Origin of the sequence: Streptomyces sp. NPDC048650 (assembly GCF_043199095.1) — a bacterium.
Taxonomy (GTDB): domain Bacteria; phylum Actinomycetota; class Actinomycetes; order Streptomycetales; family Streptomycetaceae; genus Streptomyces.
The window spans coordinates 402,291-420,309 of record NZ_JBICVM010000006.1; the positions used below are offsets into that span (position 1 = coordinate 402,291).

Annotated in this window: 17 protein-coding genes; 15 read left to right on the forward strand and 2 right to left on the reverse strand. The window is 68.1% G+C overall.

Annotation, left to right across the window (positions count from 1 at the left end):
- Positions 1 to 131 precede the first annotated feature (131 nt).
- From ACGFML_RS19770 to ACGFML_RS19800, 7 genes are all read left to right on the forward strand, one after another.
- Positions 132 to 1,442, forward strand: a complete 1,311-nt coding sequence (locus ACGFML_RS19770) for a DUF3631 domain-containing protein (protein WP_393545324.1) — start codon at positions 132 to 134, stop codon at positions 1,440 to 1,442.
- 470 nt (positions 1,443 to 1,912) lie between these two features.
- Positions 1,913 to 2,683, forward strand: a complete 771-nt coding sequence (locus tag ACGFML_RS19775; RefSeq protein WP_393545326.1) for a DUF2637 domain-containing protein — start codon at positions 1,913 to 1,915, stop codon at positions 2,681 to 2,683.
- A 345-nt stretch (positions 2,684 to 3,028) separates the two neighbouring features.
- The gene (locus ACGFML_RS19780; protein ID WP_393545328.1) at positions 3,029 to 3,589 is read left to right on the forward strand and encodes a MobC family plasmid mobilization relaxosome protein; all 561 of its coding nucleotides are present in this window, start codon (positions 3,029 to 3,031) and stop codon (positions 3,587 to 3,589) included.
- Complete coding sequence (locus tag ACGFML_RS19785; RefSeq protein WP_393545330.1) at positions 3,586 to 5,301, forward strand: relaxase/mobilization nuclease domain-containing protein; 1,716 nt, start codon at positions 3,586 to 3,588, stop codon at positions 5,299 to 5,301. The genes ACGFML_RS19780 and ACGFML_RS19785 overlap by 4 nt, the downstream gene beginning before the upstream one ends.
- Positions 5,302 to 5,576: 275 nt before the next feature.
- On the forward strand, positions 5,577 to 5,894 hold the full coding sequence (locus tag ACGFML_RS19790; protein ID WP_393545332.1) for a WXG100 family type VII secretion target: 318 nt from the start codon (positions 5,577 to 5,579) through the stop codon (positions 5,892 to 5,894).
- On the forward strand, positions 5,894 to 7,180 hold the full coding sequence (locus tag ACGFML_RS19795; RefSeq protein WP_393545333.1) for a WXG100 family type VII secretion target: 1,287 nt from the start codon (positions 5,894 to 5,896) through the stop codon (positions 7,178 to 7,180). Before ACGFML_RS19790 ends, ACGFML_RS19795 begins: the two co-directional genes overlap by 1 nt.
- A gap of 18 nt (positions 7,181 to 7,198) precedes the next feature.
- Entirely contained in the window at positions 7,199 to 7,606 is a 408-nt protein-coding gene (locus tag ACGFML_RS19800) for a hypothetical protein (RefSeq protein ID WP_393545335.1), read from the forward strand.
- A 281-nt stretch (positions 7,607 to 7,887) separates the two neighbouring features.
- Here ACGFML_RS19800 and ACGFML_RS19805 read toward each other — a convergent pair whose 3' ends face one another.
- Together ACGFML_RS19805 and ACGFML_RS19810 are read right to left on the reverse strand one after the other, a co-directional pair.
- Positions 7,888 to 8,460, reverse strand: coding sequence for a GNAT family N-acetyltransferase (locus ACGFML_RS19805; protein WP_393545337.1), 573 nt, complete (start codon positions 8,458 to 8,460; stop codon positions 7,888 to 7,890).
- A 26-nt stretch (positions 8,461 to 8,486) separates the two neighbouring features.
- Positions 8,487 to 9,896 carry a hypothetical protein gene (locus ACGFML_RS19810; protein WP_393545339.1) on the reverse strand — a complete coding sequence of 470 codons (1,410 nt, stop codon included), beginning with the start codon at positions 9,894 to 9,896 and terminating at the stop codon, positions 8,487 to 8,489.
- A gap of 301 nt (positions 9,897 to 10,197) precedes the next feature.
- On the opposite strand from ACGFML_RS19810, the gene ACGFML_RS19815 reads away from it, so the two are divergent.
- From ACGFML_RS19815 to ACGFML_RS19850, 8 genes are read left to right on the forward strand one after another with little or no spacing between them, the layout of a single operon-like run.
- On the forward strand, positions 10,198 to 10,683 hold the full coding sequence (locus tag ACGFML_RS19815) for an ATP-binding protein (protein WP_393545341.1): 486 nt from the start codon (positions 10,198 to 10,200) through the stop codon (positions 10,681 to 10,683).
- Positions 10,684 to 10,739: 56 nt separating this feature from the next.
- Positions 10,740 to 12,155: a protoporphyrinogen/coproporphyrinogen oxidase gene (locus tag ACGFML_RS19820; protein WP_393545343.1), complete on the forward strand. Its 1,416-nt coding sequence runs from the start codon at positions 10,740 to 10,742 to the stop codon at positions 12,153 to 12,155.
- A complete protein-coding gene (locus ACGFML_RS19825; protein ID WP_393545345.1) occupies positions 12,152 to 13,237 on the forward strand; it encodes a hypothetical protein in 1,086 nt (361 codons plus the stop codon). Before ACGFML_RS19820 ends, ACGFML_RS19825 begins: the two co-directional genes overlap by 4 nt.
- A complete protein-coding gene (locus tag ACGFML_RS19830; protein WP_393545347.1) occupies positions 13,234 to 13,809 on the forward strand; it encodes a hypothetical protein in 576 nt (191 codons plus the stop codon). Before ACGFML_RS19825 ends, ACGFML_RS19830 begins: the two co-directional genes overlap by 4 nt.
- Positions 13,794 to 14,828 (forward strand): glycosyltransferase family 4 protein, encoded by a 1,035-nt coding sequence (locus ACGFML_RS19835; protein ID WP_393545349.1) that lies wholly within the window; start codon positions 13,794 to 13,796, stop codon positions 14,826 to 14,828. The genes ACGFML_RS19830 and ACGFML_RS19835 overlap by 16 nt, the downstream gene beginning before the upstream one ends.
- The gene (locus tag ACGFML_RS19840; protein ID WP_393545351.1) at positions 14,825 to 16,417 is read left to right on the forward strand and encodes a hypothetical protein; all 1,593 of its coding nucleotides are present in this window, start codon (positions 14,825 to 14,827) and stop codon (positions 16,415 to 16,417) included. Before ACGFML_RS19835 ends, ACGFML_RS19840 begins: the two co-directional genes overlap by 4 nt.
- Positions 16,418 to 16,456: 39 nt before the next feature.
- The gene (locus tag ACGFML_RS19845; RefSeq protein WP_393545353.1) at positions 16,457 to 16,939 is read left to right on the forward strand and encodes an NUDIX domain-containing protein; all 483 of its coding nucleotides are present in this window, start codon (positions 16,457 to 16,459) and stop codon (positions 16,937 to 16,939) included.
- Complete coding sequence (locus tag ACGFML_RS19850) at positions 16,929 to 17,726, forward strand: phosphotransferase family protein (RefSeq protein ID WP_393545355.1); 798 nt, start codon at positions 16,929 to 16,931, stop codon at positions 17,724 to 17,726. Before ACGFML_RS19845 ends, ACGFML_RS19850 begins: the two co-directional genes overlap by 11 nt.
- Positions 17,727 to 18,019: the final 293 nt, after the last annotated feature.

Here is an 18,019-nt window from a genome sequence, read left to right on the forward strand (position 1 = left end):
ACGCCCGCGAGAAGGGGGAGAGCCTCCGGCGGTGCAACGCCGGAGGCCCCAAGGCTCCCCAGCAATCCCATGAGAACCGACCCGGCGGCAGGGGCGTGCAAGCCCGACACCGCCAGACGAGGAGCCGCCCAGTGCAACCCGAGAGCCCCGAGTCCTATTCCACCCCCGCCCGAGCAGGCTGGCCCGCCACGGCCATCCCCGGCCAGCCCGGCGCCCACCTGCGTGCTGCGCAGGCCGACAGCGCCGCGGCGGACCCGAGCGAGGGTGCGGCCGGACGCAGCGCCGACGATGCGGATGCGGCGAGCGGGCTGGAGGCTATACCCGACGCAGAGCCGACAGCTGGCTCGAAGCTGCTCGACGAATTGCATGCCCAGATAGCGCAGTTCGTTATCCCACCCTCACCGGAGGCGCTGGACGCGATCACTCTGTGGGTGGCGGCGACGCATCTCCAGCCCGCGTGGCAGCACGCCCCGCGCCTGGCGGTGGTGGGCCCGGCGAAGCGCTGCGGCAAGTCGCGGCTGCTGGACGTGCTGACCGAAACGGTCCACGAGCCGATGCTCACCATCAACACCACACCAGCGGCTATCTTCCGCTCGATCAGCGAGGAGGAGCCGCCGACGCTGCTGGTGGACGAGGCCGACACCATCTTCGGCCCCAAGGTCGCGGAGAAGAACGAGGAGACGCGTGGCCTGCTCAACGCCGGTCATCAGCGCGGCCGGTACGTCACCCGGGTCGTCGGCAACGACCACACCCCGCACAAGTTCGCCACCTTCGCCATGGCGGCCATCGCGGGAATCGGGGACCTGCCGGACACGGTCATGGACCGGTCGGTGGTCATCCGCATGCGGCGCCGGGCCGAGGGAGAGAAGGTCAGGCCCTTCCGCTCCCGCCGCGACATCCCCGCCCTGCACGAGATACGCGACCGCATCCACGCGTGGGCCAGGCCGCTGCTGGAGGAGGCCGCGAACCTGGAGCCGGACATGCCGGTCGAAGACCGCGCCGCCGACACGTGGGAGCCACTGGTGATCGTCGCCGATCTGGCAGGTGGTCGCTGGCCCCGGCTGGCGCGGGTCGCCTGCGTGCGGATGGTCACTGCCGAAGTGGCGGCCGAGGAGGACCACCCCAGTGGTGCACGGATCCTCGCCGACATCCGCCGGGTCTTCTTCGCCCAGCGTGAGGTGGACAGCCTGTCCACAGGGGACCTCCTCCACCACCTGCGCCAAGACCCTGAAGCCCCGTGGGCGGAGCGGGGACGCGACGGCCTAACGGCCCGAGAGCTCAGCAGGATGCTGCGCGACTTCGACATTCGGCCCGGCAACGTGCGCATGGCCGACGGCAGGCAGCTCAAGGGCTACATGCGCAACAAGTTCCTCGACGCGTGGCGGCGCTACTGCCCCACCGTGCACCCGGTCGACCCCGGCTCCGCGCCCAGCTCGGGCTGAGCCCCGCCCCTCCGGTTGCCGTCCTTGCCGTCCCTGCCGTGATCCCGCAGGTCAAACGCGGTGAAGGCAAGACGGCAGCCGGGCTCAAGACGGCAACGCGATCACCAACGGCGTGCTGACCGCCAGGACGTCTCCCATCTCCGTCTTGTGCCGTCCTAAGCGTCCCCGCCGTATCGCCGCAGGTCACAGGGGCTTGGGCCAAGACGGAAGTCGGATGCGCACCGTCCATAGCCCCCATGTCCCCCCCCGAGGGCGGCGGTGCCGCAATACGTCGGCACCGCCGCCGAGACGGAACGCCAGCACATGCGCCGTACCTGCTCTGACCTGCGGTTTCAACGGCCAAGACGGCCAAGACGGACCACGCCACCACCACAGGAGAACCCCGCTTGACCACCCTCGCACCACCCGCCAACCACACCGATCAGGACACCGGTGGGTACCGCACTCCTCGCTCAGGAGGGCAGCAGGTGATGACCAAACAGACCGCCGAGCAGTACGCGCTCGTCGCCGCGGGGACCGTCATCGTCGCCCTGACCGCCGGTGGGTTCTGGCTCTCCTACGCGCACCTCGCCGAGGTCGCCGGGCAGCACGGACTCAGGAGTTCCCCCGTACGCCAATGGGCCTGGCCCGCGACGTTGGACGCGTTCATCGTCGCGGGGGAGTTGCTGATGCTTCGCGCGGGCCTGCGACGGCTCACCGACGGGTGGGCCATCGCCCTCACGGCCACCGGGTCGGTCGGATCCATCGCGCTGAACGTAGCCGGGGTCAGCGGAGCCGGCGGTCCCGGAGCGAAGCCCCTGCTCGACTATGTGGTCGCTGCCGTACCCCCGACCGCCGCGCTGCTGGCCTTCGGCGTTCTGATGCGGCAGATCCACCAGCTTGTCGACCGGCCGATCGGCCGAACGGGACCGGCGTTGGATGAGGCACGGGGGACGGCGACCGATGCGGCTGTCCACGCCGCTGAGCCACCGGCTGGCAGTTCCGCCCAGTCGCCGGAACCTCAGCTCCGTGAACCGGACAGCAAACCACGTGGGGGCCGCCCAGCTGGGGCCACGGTCGACGAACTCGTGGAGATCGGTCGTATCGCCGTTGCAGAGCAGGGCAATGTCACCCGAGCCATTGTCCAAAAGGCCATACGGGCCAAGGGACTGACGGTCAGCGGGAAACGGCTGACCGAGGTGATGGAGGTTCTTCGACGCGAACTCGAAGCCGCTTCCGGCACCGGTCCCGATAGGGACTGACCGCTCGCCCCATGGGGTGACCGGAACCCTTCCGGTCACCCCGACACCGGTCACCGTCCCCCTCACCGCCTGGTCATCCACCCCTGTGGAGGGGGTCGTGGACCGCTTGGACTCTGCCTGCCCCTCCCCGCCGGCACGCCTGCCCCGCTCGCACCTTCCGGAGAGCCACCCATGACGCACGACCCACACCACGCCGAGGACACCCACGACGAGCCACAGCCCCTGACGAAGTCCCCTGGAGTGATGGGACTTTTGCGGCGGGCATTCGGAAGGACGGCCCCTGGCGGAGCCAGTAGTACCCCGAGTCCGACTCAAGGCCGGCCTTCGGAGATTCCCGCCCCAGGGGTGGCGGAGACGGCCCTGCGCCAGGGGACGCCGGGCCAAGAGGGCGGGGCAGAGGGCGACCCCGACCCGGACACGCTCCACGCAGTCCAACGCGAGACCCTTCGCCCCGCCCGTGCCGCCGAGACCGCCATCGGCGAGCCCATCGTGAAGAGCGCCCAGCCCACGATCCGTCGCTTCGGCGGCAACAAGCGCACCGTCCGCGTCGGCCCGCTGCGGTTCACCGACGACGAGCACGCCGGCCTTCAGGAGGCCGCCGCCGAGCACGGCTACAAGGGGGAATCCGGCTTCGCCGCCGACGTCGTCCTGGCCTTCATCGCCGGCCGGTTCACTGCCAACCTGCCCCTGTCCGAGGATCGCCGCCGCACGCACATGTTCCGCGCCCAGGTCCTGCGCCAGCTCAATCGCATCGGCGTCAACATCAACCAGATTGCCCGCGCCCTCAACAGTGACCTCACCCCACCCGACATACGCCATCGCCTCGACGAGCTCCATCACCTGCTGGAACTAATCGCCGAGGCTCTGCGCCAGCCTGCCGACCCGCGGGAGGATCTCGCCGCATGATCGCCGCCATCAAGGCGCCCGGCGCCAACACCCGCGGCCTGCTGGCCTACCTCTACGGTCGGGGAACCCACGACGAACACTTCGACCCGCACATCGTGGCCGGCTTCGCGATGCTCGGCATGCCCGACCCCGGCCGCGACGAGATGGCCACCCTCACCGAACTCGCCCGCCACCTCGACGAGCCCGTACGCCTGCGCAACAGCGAGTTCGGCAAGCCCGTCACCGACCACGTCTGGCACTGCCCCGTCCGCGCCGCACCCGAAGACCGCTACCTCTCCGATGCCGAATGGGGCGAGATCGCCCAGCGCGTCGTCGCCGCAGCCGGCATCGCCCCAGCCGGTGACGACCTTGCCTGTCGTTGGATCGCCGTCCGCCACGCAGACGACCACATCCACATCCTCGCCACCACCGTCCGCGAAGACGGCCGCCGCCCCAAACTCCACGACAGCGGCATCCGCGTCGGCGACGCATGCCGCGAGATCGAGAAGGACTACGGTCTGCGCCGCCTGAAGAAGGGCGACCGCACCAACACCCGACGCCCCACCCAGGCCGAGATGCACAAGGCCCAGCGCCTCGGCTGGGAACAGACCAGCAAGGAGTGGCTCCAGGACCGTATCCGCGCCGCGATTCCCCACGCGAAGAGCGCCGAGGAACTCCTCGCCTACCTCGAAGCCGAGGGCATCCGAGTCAAGGCCAAGCGGGGACCGTCCGGTGACCTCCTCGGATATGCCGTCGGACGCCCCGGCGATCTCAACAAGGACGACGAACAGATCTTCCACCCCGGCGGAAAGATCGCCCCTGACCTCTCCCTTCCCAAGATCAAGGCCCGCCTCGAATCCAGCAAGCCCGAAGAGCACCCCACCGCCCGCCGCACTCAGCCCAGCACCCCCTGGCACCAGGCCACCGACGCCCTCGACGCCCTACACACCGACCTCGCCGACGACGCACGAGCCCAGGCCCACATCACCGCCCTCGGCGAACTCATCGAAGCCACCGCCCAGAAAGCTCCCGCCGACCTGCGCGCTGAACTCCAAGCCGCCTCGAAGGCGTTCGCGCGCGCCCAACGCTCCCAGATCCGGGCAGAAAACCGAGCTGCCCACACTCTGCGCAACGCGGCCCGCGACATCGCCCACACCGCCACCGGCCCCGACGGCAGCGCCCTCGCTGCCCTGGTCGCAGCGCTCGTCTGGGCCGCAATCCTCGCGGGACGCTGGCACGAGGCCAAGGGCCACGCCCACCAGGCCGACGCCGCCCGCCAAGCCCTCCAACACCTTCAGAACGCCGCCGACCACGCCCTCACCCCGGAACTCACAGACCTCGCACAACGCCAACCGAAGGAGGAGACCCGCCGCACCCTGGCCAGCGACGTACGCGCCGCCATCCCCGACCACGCCGAGCGGATCCTCACCGACACCGGCTGGCCGGCCCTCGCCACCGTCCTCGACGACGCCGAAGCCCGCGGCCACAAACCCCACCAACTCCTCAAGGAAGCAGCCGCCCAGCGCGAACTGGCCACCGCCCGCCAACCCGCCCGAGTCCTGATCACCCGCATCCAGCACACCGGACGCAACCCCATCCCCAACCGCCGCGCCGCAGCAGCCCGCCTCCGCACCACCACCGCAGCCCCGCACTCGCCCCTTGGGCCTCCCTCCGTCCAGCGGGCGGCGGCAACTACGGCACCAGCCGAACAGCAGCGCCGCCCGCGTTGCTAGCTGCCGAACACGCCGCTGCACGACCGTGGCTCCGCTCCGGTCGTGCAGCGAGAGGCCGGACGTGCGCTTGGTGAATCGCCCCCCTTCGCAATCTGGTTGGTAGGGGGCGCAGCCTTGCCGTGGGCCCACTAACCGGGCGGTGCTGCACCGTGGCTGAAACGCGCTCCCACCAGGGCGATTGTCAGTGCTGTATGCGAGGGTCGCCATCAGTGAGCCGAAACATTGTCAGCGGCTCGCAACGCGTTACGAGTACACGGCCAAGGGGGAGGCACGGCATGGCTGGCGACGGCTTTGATATAGACACCGACCTACTCAAGTCCGCCGCTCCAACATTCCACCGAGAGTCTGTCGCCTTGGAACAGGCGGCGACCAAGCTTCGCCACACGCTCGGCGGGCTGGGGGAGCCGTGGGGCAGCGACGAGCAGGGCAAGAAGTTCGAGCACACCTACGCCCCGCACCAGGCACAGATCGAGAAAGCGGCCGCGGCCCTGGTCAAGGGCCTGTCCAGCATCACCAAGGCCATGAACGACATGGCCGCCAACCACGAAGACGCTGACCACTCAGCCAAGTCCGGCTTTGAGGGCGGTAAGTGATGGGCGCTGGCGACAAAGCCAAGGAGATCGTCCAGGACCTCACCGGCATGTGGTGGCCGGAGGGCGACGAGGACCAACTCCGGGAGGCCGCCCGTGCTTGGCGCACCTTCGCCGACGACGTCGAGGACTGCACGGCTGCCTGCCACAAAAAGGCCCAGGACGTCATCGACAACAACAAGGGCAAGTCGATCGATGCGTTCGGAGAGTTCTGGCGCAAGTACCACGGCGGCGGCAAGGGCTACCTCGACGACGTAGCCAGCGCCGCCCGCGACATGGCCAAGGCCCTGGACAAGTACGCCGACCAGGTCGCCGAGGCCAAGAAGAAGATCGAGCACGAGCTGGAGATCGCCGGTGCGGTCCTGGTCGTCGGTACGGCCCTGGCCGTCTTCACCGGCGGCATCACCGAGCTCGCGGCACTCGGCGCCACCGAGGCGATCGTCGCCGCAGCGAGTACGGCGGGCGTCGCCGTTTCCGCCACCGTCGCCGAGATCGCCGGAACTGTCCTGGCCACCGCCGCCATCGGCGGCATCGAAGCCATCACCGTGGACGTGGTCGTCGCCCAGGGCGGACGCAACCTCCTCGGCGACCAACACGGCATCAACCTTGCCGAGGCCAGAGATGCTGGGGTCGCCGGCGTCTTGCTGGGTGGTGCATTTGGTGGCGCGGCCCGCACTGCCAGGGCTGTTGGAGACGCGGGCGGCTTCAAGGCGGTCCTTGCGGATACAAAGCTCGACGGTCTCCGTCTTCGCCCAGCGATCGACCAGATGGGCAAGCGGCGTACCTGGCAGCTCTATCACGCAAAGGAATCGAAAGCCCTGGCCCCTCCTGCCAAAGCAGGTGACGACATACTGCCGTCCGGCCATCCGATCTACCACGGTAAGCAGACGACAACCATCGGCTACGATCCACGTACTCTCTCCAATTTGGAACGGGTAAGACGTGTTGATGGTGTCCACGACGTTGTCGTGCACGGTACGCCCGACAACGTCTTCATCGCAGGACACGTCAATCCAGCAGGCGTAGCGAAGACCACTTACGAGATAAGCCCTCATCAGGTAGTGGAAAGTATTCGCAACAATCCGAACTACACGGGTGGGCCTATTCGCTTGGTATCCTGCCACTCGGGAGCCGGGGCGGAGCCGCTGGCGCAGTCCGTGGCAAATGAAATGGGAGCCCCTGTCTACGCGCCGACCAATCGCATGGGAGTGGATCGCACGCTGGGAATCCAGGAACCCGTCATCGACAAGGGTGGATACTGGCGGATATTCCTTCCCATCACCGACTGACGCCCACAGCTGCGAGGAATGATGATTCGCCGAGTAGGTTTCTTTACCGAAGGCAATGAGGATGGTGACCCCGCTGTCTACAGCGAGTCTCTGACCCAAGCCATGGTTGGCCCGCCAGCACCTGATGAAGATCGAATTCTCTCCTACCTCAAAGGCGGTGAGGAGATCTTCAGCACCATGGGCGCTGAGCGTGATGTCATCTCCGGAGACGAGTGGGTCGGTGGTGCCGGGTCGCTGGTGACGGATGGTGAATGGGTCTGGCCTGTTGACCTCGTTTACTACCTTTCGCGTTACCACATTGCCCTTCCAGCCGATTTCCTCGAACATGTGCGGAAATCGGAGTATCGGGCTCCGGTGGTATCTGGCGAGCGGGCGCGAGAAATCATGGCCGAACTTTTCCCTAAGCGCCCTTCGCCTTGGGGTTAATGCGATTTCGGGGTGTTCTTGCGTCGACGGAAATGGATGCATCGGAAGTCGGAAGCCTTCCGATGTAAATCGCCCGGATGCTCGCCAGCGCAGAAGTGACGATCGGCACGACCCCCTGATCTGAGACCAAGCAACCGCGGCCCGGTACGTCGAGTGCGCCGGGCCGCGGATGTGTTGACCGGGCGACGGATTGAGAGCGGTGGGGATGCAGCGTCCCCCTGACCGCACGGCTCGCTCATAGCAGGCGGGGCGCTTTGCGCCTGGTCACGATGCAGTGAGTGTCATCCGTCAATTGCCGCAAATCCATCTGAACCGCGCCATTCATGATTGAGGACTGAGTACGTGATCGAGTCCCTCCACGCTCCTCGTACGAACACGTGCTCCCGAATGCGGCCTTCCTCCGTCATGCCGGCGCGTAGCAGGGTCTTGGCGGAAGCCGAGTTCAGTGGAGCGCGAGCGGCCCAGATGCGGTGCAGGCCAAGGTGGTTGAAGCCGAGGGCGCACATGAGGTGAACGGTTTCGGTGCCCAGACCCGCTCCCCATGTGTGGGGGCGCAGAGCAAAACCGATGGTGGCGGCTTTCTGGGCATGCGGGTCGAGAGCAAGGCGGGCGAAGCCCACCAGGTCCCGTTCCTCCTGGCGGACCACGCCGAGGGCGTATTCGGTGCGGGGTTGCTCGCCGGAGGAGGCGATGGAGCGAGCGACGATCTCCCCCACCTGTTCACGGGTTCGGGGTTCGAAGCTCAGGTGGCGGGTGGCCTCGGCATCGCCGTAGATGGCGTGTACGGCGTCCACGTCGTCGCTGGTGAGTTCGCGCAACTGAAGCCGGGGGCCTGCGATATCGACCGGGTGCATGGTCGGGACCCTACTTGTAGGCGGTGTTACCTGGGCAGGGCGGCGACAGGGGCTGCGGTGAACGCCTCGATCTCTTCCCGTGCCACGCGGGCTTCGGGTGCGGTGAGCCACCGGGGATCACGCAGCGCGGTGTGGACCTGCCGCACCGAGGCAACGATGCCGTTGATGCGCTGATCGGCGGACAGGTCGAGAACGGGCCGCATGGCCTCGTCGACGCCGTCGAGATTTCCGGCGTGGATGCGGGCGAGGGCAAGGTCGGTGTGCGCGCCGGCCTGGTCGCCGAAGGCCCAGTCTTCGGGTTCCGCTTGGAGGTAGGCGGCGACGGCCGCTTCAGCCTGATGTTCCGCCTCGGGGGCATTCGGCAGCCAGGCGGTGGCGTCGGCGGCATAGTAGAGCTGGCGTGGGACGGGGAAGGTCATGATGCCGCCGAACTCGTCCAGGTCGTCCGGGGACGCCGCATCGCGGGCTCGTTCGGCCTCTGCGAGGGACTCCCGTACGGCTGCCACGTCGCCGAGTGCGGCACCGGCACGGGCTTGCAAGCAAGACAGCCATACGGCGCTGGTGCCGGTCACGCCTCCCAGCTGGGAGATGCCGAGGGAAGCGTATTTGGAGGCTTCCTGGTGTCGGCCGTCCCAGTAGGCGATCAGCGATTGCAGGCCGCGGACCCAGGCACGCATGGCGGGATGGTCGGCGTTGTCCGCGCACACGTAGGCGGTCCGGGCCTGTGTCATTGCCGACCGCGGGTCGCCGAGGTCGTGGCTGGCTTTGGCGAGCATGCCCGAGGTGATGGCGGAGAGCAGGTACAACTCGCGGGCCTGGATGGGGCGGACGTGACCGTGTTCGAGGAAGCGGAAGGTGAGGTCCTGGACTTCGACCAGGTCGCCGAGGAGTGGGGTAAGTGGTAGCCGCGGATAGGCGGCGGCGAGACGACGTACCTCCTGGTGGAGCTCGTCCAGGGTCTCGGGGCCTACGTTGCTGCCTTCTGCCATCGCGCTGAAGCGGAATGCACGACGAGCTGCCATGGCGACCTGCCTCTCTAACGTGTCCCGGCCGGCGCTGTCGCCTGGATCGGGTCTGCTGGTGAACTCGATGCCGTCGAAGCCGCCGTCCCCTTCGCCGGGTTCAAGGGAGGGTGACGGCGGCGGGGTCGGCATGACGAGCCGAAGCTGGGGAACGGCATCGACTGCGGCACCGCCCTCGTCCGCTGGACCGAGCAGGACGTCGACGGGGTACCGGAACATTGCCTCCAGTACCCGGCACAAGGCCGGGTAGGGGCGGGTCTTCACCTCGCCCCCGTACCAGCGCTCAAACTGCCGCTTCGACACCGTCAGGCCGACAAGCGTCGGATCACGGTCCTGTTCGGCGAGTTCGTTGGCAGTGCGCTCGAAGTGAAGCTTGAAGGTCTCGAACACCTGCCAGTGGCGCCTGGTGATCAATGTCCTGAGAAGAGTGGGCCTTTGAGCCATCAATCCCCCGATGGGTTCCGGTCGGCTCGTCGGTTCGACGGTAGCCCTGCAACGCCGCCATACGGGAGTGAGAGCTGCCGTGTGCGAGGAGATGACGGTGGAGACGGCGGCAACGTGACGGTACCCATGTCGTCCACCTCGCCAAGCCCGAATCAGACGTCGGCGCTCATGTCGTGGTGAGGCGTGCCGCTTGGCCGTCAGGCTCGATGCCCGCCCTGAACGCGAGCGACGAGGTGGTGTTCCGGTCATGCCGGCAGCAGGAGACAGCGCGATGCGGCGACAGGCAGAGCCACGTACCGGGATACGGAGCGCGGAGGCGACATGGAGCGACAGCGGCCTGACCCTGCGGCACGAGCGGACCTTCCCTCCGCACGGCTCGTCCGTGGGTGAGGCACGGAAGTTCGCAGTCGAGGCTCTATCGGCTTGGGGCGTCCGGGACCGCCTCGATGACGTATGTCTGTGCCTGTCAGAGGCCGCCACCAACGCGCTCGTACATGCGGGTCCGCCCAGCTTCGGATTCCGTGCACGGCTGGCCATCAGCGGCCCGGTGGTTCGGCTGGAGATCCACGACCAGGGCGCGGACCGGCCGCATCGGAAGCATCCGCGTCTTGATGACACCTCGGGCCGCGGCCTGCTCCTGGTGGACGAACTGTCCGATGGCTGGGGCGTGGACGAGCAGCAAGGCACTGGCAAGACCGTCTGGATCACCTTCAAGACCACTGGCCCTGACCCCCGCCCGCCCAAGCACGAGATCTGACGGGGACGCCACCTGTGCACACCCAACACGAACGCCTGTAGAGGAAAGAGGAATTCATGCGCAAAGCCCAACATCCCTTACCCGGCCACATCGTCATCCTCGGTGCCGGCCCCTGCGGACTGGCGTGCGCGAACGAACTGGACCGGCTCGGCCACCGCAACTGGACCTTGCTGGAGGCGGCGCCCACCGTCGGAGGGCTGGCGTCATCCGTGGTCGATCGCGCCGGCTTCACCTGGGACCTGGGTGGCCACGTGGTCTTCTCCCACTTCGGAGAGTTCGATCGCCTTCTGGGCGAGCTCTTCGCCCCGCATGAGCTGCTGCACCACGACCGCTCCTCATACATCCGATTCCGCGGCCATTGGGTGCCCTACCCCTTCCAGCAGCACCTTCACTGCTTGCCGCAGGCCGATGCCGAAGCGTGCCTGCGGTCGCTGACCCACGCGTGCCAACAGCGTGACCAGACCCTGCCGACCGACACCGACTTCGCGACGTGGCTTCAGGCCCAGTACGGAAGCGGCCTCGTCGAGCGATTCTTCGCCCCGTACAACACCAAGGTCTGGGCAATCTCACCGGAGAAGATGAGCGCGGGCTGGGTCTCGGAGCGAGTGGCACCGGTCGACCTCGACGAGATCCTGGCAGCCTTCTACGGCGTCAAGGCCCACACGCATCGGTGGGGACCGAACTCCACGTTCGCCTTCCCCTCCGCCGGGGGGACCGGAGAGATCTGGAGACGACTCGGCGCCCGCCTCGGCAACCGAATCCGCACCCGAGCCTCAGCCACATCGATCGACCCGGGCGCCTGCCTCGTGCGGCTGGAGAGCGGGGAGGCGGTTCCTTACGACCAGATCGTGGCCACCCTGCCACTGGACCGACTCGCCACCATGACGACGACGAGCCCACTCGACGTGCGAGAGGCCGCTCACCGGCTGAAGCACACCACCGTCGCCATGGTCGGCCTCGGATACCGAGCCCCCAGCCTGGACGAGCGGTCATGGTTCTACTTCCCAGAGGACGACGTGCCGTTCTACCGGGCCACCAACTTCAGCAAGTACGCGCCCGCCAACGTCCCCGGCGCCGACACCACTGCCTTCAGCTCATGGATGACGGAGATCTCTGTGATGCCCGGGACGCGGGTCAACCAGCGTGCCCTGGTGAAAGCCGCCGATGCCGCGCTGCGTCGACATCGCCTGGTTCCCGGGCTGGCCGAGCTGGCCACCGCCCATGTGGAGATGATCCCGTACGCCTACCCGATCCCCACCCTGGACCGGGACGAGGCGCTGGCATTGACGGTGCCGTGGCTGGAAGACCAAGCGATCTACCCTCGCGGCCGGTTCGGCACCTGGCGGTACGAGATCGGCAACATGGACCACGCGGTCAAGATGGGCGTCGATATCGCACGCCGTCTGGTCACCGGGGCCACTGAGGAGCTTCTCAGCAGCCAGGACGCGGTTCCCGCCGGGAGCCGCTCATGACCACCACCACGACGACGTCCGTCACCTTCGCCGGGCACGTCTTCGATGTCGAGGTGGACCAGGACTTCGCCGTCGAACAGCGCACCCACCTGCACAGCTTCGTCCCGGAGGCCGCGCCGGCTCCACCCTGTGGTCGGCTGACCAGCATCCGCATCCGCCACAATCGTGAGCTTTTCGCAGACCGGACCGCCCGCCTTGAGGCGGTGCAAAGCCGGTGCGTCGAGCCGTTCCGCGGCGAACCGTACCTGCGCTCACGGGTGGGTGACGTGGACTGGTGGCGTCCTCATCCCCGCTCGCACCTGTCCAAGGACCATCTCTACGCCCACGACTCCACCGGCCGCCTGCACATCGTCCTCCACCCTGATGCACATCGCGGAGAGCGCTATCCGCTGCGCATCATCCGGGAAGTCGTGATGCGGTGCGGCGAAGACCGGGGCTGGACCGCTTTCCATGCCGCCGCAGCGTCCATCGACGGACACGGAGTGCTCATCGCCGGACCAACCGCAGCCGGCAAGACCACCGTGCTCGCCGCCCTCGCCTGTCACCGCCGCGCGGACCTGGTCGCCTCCGACCGCGCGATGCTCACTCAGAATGCAGCCGACGTCATCGGTGTCCCACTGTCCATCCGCATCGCCGGAGGCACACTGTCCTCCCTGACGCCGCGCGAGTCCCTGCCACCGCACCGGGTGCTCCCTCGCACGTTCGGTACGGATCAGAAGGCGAGCAGCACCCCGCGGGACTTCGCGGCCGCCTTCGCGGCCCAGGTCCGCGAGGGCGCTCCACTGCGGCTCGTGCTTCTGCCCCGGCTTCGCGACGATGACTCCCCGCTCAGCATCCAGGGGCTGCACGGCGAAACCGCCCGTGCCGAGCTGGCCGCAGCCTGCTGCACCCCGGATGACGAGGACTGGATCCACCCGTGGTTCGCCTGTCGGAGCCGGTCGGTGGAGGGACTGCGTGCTCAGGCCGATCAGGTACTGGACGAGCTGGCGGCGAAAGTCCCGGTGTTCAGGGTCACCGCCGGCGTGCGTACTCCCCACTTGCTGGAACGCCTCGCCGACACCGTCGCCAGGAGGCTCTCGTGATCCCGAAGCGCATCGCTGTTGTAGGTCCCGTGGCCTCTGGAAAATCGACCATCGCCGCCGAGATCGCCGGTCACACGGGACTGCCTCACCTGGACCTCGACAACCTGTTCTGGGGAGCGGGCTGGACGCCCGTCGATCCCATGATCTTCCAGAACCGGGCCAGGGACCTGCTCTGCGCAGAGTCCTGGATCGCCGATGGCAACTACGGCGGGCCTGTCGGCGAGATGCTGCTGGGCCACGCCGAGCTGGCGATCTGGCTCGACCTCCCCCTGCACACCTGCCTGCCCCGGCTGCTCAAGCGCTCATTCCGGCGAGCTGCCCGTGGCGAGGAGCTGTTCGCCGGCAACCAGGAGACGTTCCGGCATCTGGTTGCCCGGGACTCGATTCTCCTCTGGGGCCCGGCCCATCACCGCCAGCACCGCCGTCGCTGGCGCCACCACCTCGGCCCCGACAAGCCCCATGGGCTGCCCGTGCTGCACCTCACCAGATCCACGGCAGTTGCGCCGACGCTCCGAGACATGCGTCTGCTGCCCGCAGCTACGAGGGCGGAGGCACCGTGCCGCACACTGTGATCGCCTCGGCCGTCCGCGTCCCCTGGCACAGTCACCATGGGGGCTACGACCGACTCCTGGATTACCTGCCGGAAGCCAAGCGCATCACCGCGCCACGGGGAATCACCGGCCAGAAGATCGCCGCTGCAGCCCATCACTGGCTCCGCCGCCGCTGCCCCCTGCCGTTCTACCCGGCCGAACACTTCGCCACGGATGCACGCGTTCTCGCCAGGCGCGGGCCCGCCCACATCCTCTACGGCGACGAGCAGTTCTGGTTCTCCCGCCACCGACCTGGCCCGACTGCCGTCACCTATCACCAGCCACCCGCACACCTGGGCCGCTTCATGCCGGCCACGAACTGGCGGCAGCTTGCCGCCCACGCGAGCCAGATCATCACGCTCGCCCCCGACCAGCTGGCGTTCTTTGCCAACCACCTGTCCGAGGAGCGCGTGCACCTGATCCCGCACGGCATCGACACCGCCGCCTTCACGCCGGCAGGAGTCCCGGAGCCAAGCGGCCGACCACTGCTCCTGACCGTGGGCTGGTGGCTGCGCGATTGGGACGTCCTGGACACGGTCCACGACCAGCTCCACCGACGGCACGGCAACAACATTGAACTCGCCGTCGTCACCCGTCAGGCCGACCGACGCACCTGGCACCCGGCCGTACGCGTGCTGGAAGGCATCAGCGAACTCACCCTCACCCAGCTCTACCGCCAGGCCGCGGCTGTGTTCCTCCCCCTGACGGACGCAACCGCCAACAACGCACTCCTGGAAGCCCTGGCCTGCGGAACCCCGGTAGTCGCCACCGACACAGGCGGCATCTCGTACTACACGGGCCATGGCCCGGCCGCCTCGCTCACACCACCCGGTGACGCAGATGCCGCCGCCGAAGCCGTCGAAACTCTCCTTGGCGAACTCGGCACCGCCGCCCACGCTGCACGACGTGCCGCGGCCCGGGAGCGCGCCGAGCTCTTCGCCTGGCCGCGCATCGCCGATCAAGTTCGCTCCGTCTACCGCCTGCTGGAGAACGAACGATGATGCTGGCCGAACTGTGGCTCCACTACGCCGTTCCCGTCCTGCTAGCCCTCCTGCTGGCTCGCGGGCTTTGGGCACTCGTCGCAGTCGAACTCTGTGGCCGTTGGCTGCTGGACAACGCACGCCGAGCCCCCGTCGCGGCCGACGAGGACGGGCCGTGGCTGGTGGTCCTGCTGCCCATGCTGCGAGAGCAAGCCCTTGCCCCCGAGACGGTCGCCGCCTTCACTGCCCTGGAGTACCCACGAGAACGTGCAGTGGTCGTCGCCATCACCACCGAGCGAGAAGAGAACGCCCGCCGTCGCGATCGTGATCGCCTTCCGGAACTGGCGGACACCAGCTGCCTCACCGAGGCGCAACTGCGCGGGACGTTCCCCCGCGCTCGCTGCGGCGACGTCGCTGACGAGGTCAACGCCGCTCCCAAGGAGAAGCGCCTCCCCCTTCTCGCCGAGCTGTACGACGCAGAGCCAACGACATGCGAAACCGTCGCCTCCCTTGCCGAAGGCCAGCCAGCCGTGGGGCTGCGTCTGGTGCACCTGCACCAACCTGACACCGGTGGCCGCAAGGCCGGACAGCTCAACCACGCCGTCGACCGCCTCGACGAGATCCTCAGCCCCCTCGGCTGGCACGACGAGAATGACGCGGACAACACCTTTCTCTGCGTCTACGACGCCGACGCCACCCCGGACATCCGTACGCTGACGGCCTTCGCCGAGACAGCTACTCGTCACAGGGCTCTCAGCGGCCGGCCACCGGCCCTGATCCAGCAGCAGCGCCTGCCACTGCTCGGCCGCCGCCCCTTTCCACCCGGCGCCACCGGCCTGTTCCTGGCGGGAGAATGGCTCTACCAGCTCCGCCGCTCTCTCGGCATCGAGCTCGCTCGTATCCGCCTGACGCACTGGCTCACTACCACCCAAGTCCCGCGCCTCGTAAGGACACTGCTGCGGCCAATGATCTACGGCGTCGGCTGTGGCATGACCGTCCACCTGCCGACCGTGCGGACCCTCGGAGGCTTTCCCGAACCGATGGAGGATCTCGGCACCGGCCACCGCCTCTCCCTCCTTGGCGCCGACATCGCACCCGCCACTGTCGCCGTCCTGGACGAGCCCTATACCGAGCCTCGCGGCCTGACCAACCTCCACGCCCTCGCCTTCCACACGTCAGCCCGACCGGACCGCCATGCGAAGGCCGTCGCTCACCTGCCGAGCGCTCTGTCTCGGATCGGCAAGGCGCTCCTGGTGCTCCGGGAATGGGCCGACGAGGTTGCCTGGGCCGCCGGCGCCCCGCTGATCGCCGCCGCGGTCGTCTCCGCATACTGGGCGGGTCCACTGTGCTTCGCGCTTGCCCTCACGGGGGTCCTGCTGCATGGCCCCGTCCTGACCGCCCGGCTCATCAGGCTGGCTCCTGCTCTCCATGCTGAGGTCGTTCCCTCGACGAGCCGCATTGCTGCCATCCCGAGCCCCACACGAGGCCGCCGCGCGGCGTTGGTCGCAAGCAGCCCCACCCAACCCTTCATCCGTCTCGTCGGCCCCTGGCGGATGTTCTTCCGCCGCATCACCGGACACGCCACCACCTTCGGCAAGACTGAGCGCTGAAGCACCGCCCAATCCGTAAGAGGAAGTTGGACCAGAACCGTGACCGAGCCCTCCACCGCCGAAATTCGCACCTCTGCCAAAGCCGTCGTCCTCCATGACGGCAACGTGCTCCTCATGCGTGCCGTCTGGGACGACCAGGAGTGCTACTTCCTCCCCGGCGGCGGCCAACACCCCGGGGAGAGTCTCGGCGACGCCGTCCGCCGTGAAGTCGACGAGGAGACCGGCCTGACCGTCACCGTCGAGCGGCTGCTGTGGCTCCGTGAATACATCGGCGCCAACCACGACCACGCCGAAAGCGAAGCCAACACCCACCGCATCGAAGCGATCTTCCTGTGCACCCCCACCAGCGATCCCGGCCGGCTCGGCGGCCATGCCCAGGACGAGGTGCAGACCGGCCTGGAATGGGTACCGCTGGGCAAAGTCCCTACCCTCAACCTGCTGCCGCAGGCCATCCGCCAGCTCATCGCCTCCCTTGCTGAGGCGTCCCAGCCCCTCGATAGCTACCTCGGCGATGTCCCCTGACAGCACCGTGGACGGCATCGACGGCCGCGTGCCACCCGCCGCCCGCGAGATCACCACCGGCCAGGCCAACCGTGTCTGGTCGGTGGACGGGCCGACGCCGTACATCCTCAAGCACTACGGGGACCCGAGCCGTGCCGCCAACGAAGCCGCCGCTCTCCGCCTCCTGGCCAGACGCCGTGCCCCGGCTCCACAGCTGCTCGGCGCGTCCAGCGGCAGCAGCGCCCCTCCATGGACCGCACAGGCCGCCCTTCACGCGAAGCCTGTGCACCTCGACCGGTTCCTGACGGACCTCGCCGAACCGCTGGCCGCGATCCACCGCATCCCCGGCACGCACTTCGGCCGCCTCGCTGGCGCACGACAACACCACAGCTGGACCGACTACCTCCACGACCGCCTGCGCATGTACGCGGCAGCCGCCCCGGCCCTACGCGCCGTGGCCCGACGCCTCCACCAAGAAGTCGACGCCAGCGACAACGCCATCCAGCCAGTGCTGCTCCATCACGACCTGCAGCCGGGGCACCTTCTTCGCGAACCCACCGGTTCCCGACTAGTCATCGACTGGGAGCTGGCCATCTTCGGCGACCATCGTTCCGACCTCGCTCGCCTCGCCGTACGCCTCGACCTCGACGACCCCACCCCCATACTTGCTCTCGCCAGTCGGCCCGACGTCACGACCGAAAGCCGGCTCCATCTGTACTGGCGCATTCATCTGCTCGCCGACGCCGCGCTGAGTACAGACCGCGACATACAGGAACGGGCAGCCAGGAGGCTACTCAGGTGGAGGTGAGCAAGACATCCTTGCCACGGAGCGGGGTGTGGAGCCGAAGTTGGGCAGGGTCCCGCGCGGGAGGGCGGCCATGGCGCGTGCCTGACCTCGGAGTTCAGCGGCGTGACTCAGGCGGGCAGTGTGCTAGAGGGGGAGAAGATCAACAAGCGGGGGGGGGGCTGGCCGCTTCTGGTCGCATCCCTTGCTTTGGGTCATTTGCCACATTTCGCGGTCCTGGGGAGGGATATCGTTGGTGAGCCGCCCGCGCAGAGAATACGGCGCCCCGCCTGTGCTCCCCCGGCAGGATGTGCCCG